Source organism: Catenibacterium sp. UBA627 (assembly GCF_002299355.1).
Classification (GTDB): Bacteria; Bacillota_I; Bacilli_A; order Erysipelotrichales; family Coprobacillaceae; genus Catenibacterium; species Catenibacterium mitsuoka.
Genome location: NZ_DBPF01000011.1, coordinates 35311 through 36839 on the forward strand (window position 1 = coordinate 35311; position 1529 = coordinate 36839).

The window sequence follows — 1529 nt, forward strand, 5'->3', positions numbered from 1 at the left end:
AATCCAACGCAATTAAATAAAGAACTATCAAGTAAAGATTTACAAAATAAAGATTTATTAAATAACCATTCCATTCCTATCCTTTCCACTCCCTTAACAACGGGAACGGCTACGCCGGAACGGAAAGNNAACATGGACGCAGTACGGGCTTATGAAGAAGTCATAAAGGACAATATCGAATACGCCTATCTGATACAGGACAGGAACATTGACCGGGGTATGCTTGACGAGATTGTTTCCCTCATGCTTGAAACCGTCTGCACCCGCCGCAAGGTGGTGCGGATTGCCGGGGACGACTACCCGGCAGAGCTTGTAAAGTCTAAGTTTATGAAACTGAACAGCAGTCATATCCAGTTTGTGATTGACTGTATGCACCAGAATACCACCAAGATACGCAACATCAAGAAATACCTGCTTGCGGTTCTTTTCAACGCACCAAACACCATTGACAGCTATTACACCGCCCTTGTCGCCCACGATATGGCAGAGGGCGCATTTTTCCAGAATAAGGAGGACGGCACACCATGAATATCAGACCGGGCGCATTAGTTTACGACAAGGCAAGCGGACGCTATGACATTCGCTTTGGGCTTGATGAATATTACGGGGGCTTGCATTGCGGGCAATGCTTTGAAGTCTTTGACGGGGAACAGTGGCGGGCGACACGCATTGAAATGAACCTGCACCAGAAATGGTACTTAGTGGGTATCAAGACGGACGTACTGGACGGATTGCAGGTACGGGACAGCAGACACAGATAAGGGGGCGACCAGAAACAACGGCTGCCCCTTTTTCCATGCCCGCCGCCTGCACTACTCTGACACAAGAAAGGAGGAATGACACACCATGCAGGAGCAGATCAACGAAAAGACCGTTGCACTCTCAATCAAAACGGCAAAGCTGACCGCCGAAGTCTTACAAAAGGCTATCAGAAAAATGTTAAATGCACGGAAGAACAAAGCACCCAAGCAGTACAAAGGGAAACAGACCTTAAAGCACCTTATGAAGCAGAACACGGGCGTTTCCAGTATGGAGATTACGGACGCTAACATAAAGGCGTTTGAACCCATAGCCAAGAAATACGGGCTTGATTACAGCCTAAAGAAAGTCAAGGGCGAAGAACCGCCCCGCTACCTTGTTTTCTTCAAGGGGCGGGACGTGGACGTTATGACGGAAGCCTTTAAGGAGTTTGCAGCAAAGCAGCTAGGCAGGGAGAAAAAGCCGTCCATACGCAAGGCATTAGCCGCCTTTAAGGAAAAGGCTAAACAGATGAACCAGAACAGGGAAAAAGTAAAAAACAAGGACAGGGGGCGGGAATTATGAAACCGAACATCAAAAAGCTGCTTATCCTCAATGCGCCGTACCTGCTCTTTGTGTGGCTCTTTATGAAAGTGGGCGAAGCGTTCCGGCTCTCTCCGGGGGCTGACCTCTCCGGGAAGCTGCTAAACATCATGCAGGGCATAACAGCCGCCTTTGAAAGCCCCCTGCCAAGCCTTAACGGACAGGACTTTCTAATCGGCGTTGCCGGG

At 48.9% G+C, this 1529-nt stretch carries 3 protein-coding genes and 1 pseudogene; all 4 read left to right on the plus strand.

All coding sequences use genetic code 11. The features are described 5' to 3' along the window. On the plus strand, positions 1-528 hold a 528-nt coding region (locus tag B2S90_RS00900; protein WP_286696392.1), incomplete at its 5' end, for a DUF6017 domain-containing protein. Positions 529-530: 2 nt separating this feature from the next. After that, positions 531-761, plus strand: coding sequence for a DUF5348 domain-containing protein (locus B2S90_RS00905; RefSeq protein ID WP_160220507.1), 231 nt, complete (start codon positions 531-533; stop codon positions 759-761). Positions 762-846: 85 nt separating this feature from the next. Next, positions 847-1323 carry a PcfB family protein gene (locus B2S90_RS00910; RefSeq protein ID WP_129175365.1) on the plus strand — a complete coding sequence of 159 codons (477 nt, stop codon included), beginning with the start codon at positions 847-849 and terminating at the stop codon, positions 1321-1323. Then, positions 1320-1529, plus strand: a pseudogene (locus B2S90_RS00915) (type IV secretory system conjugative DNA transfer family protein); the annotation flags it as partial. The gene B2S90_RS00910 and the pseudogene B2S90_RS00915, both read left to right, overlap by 4 nt.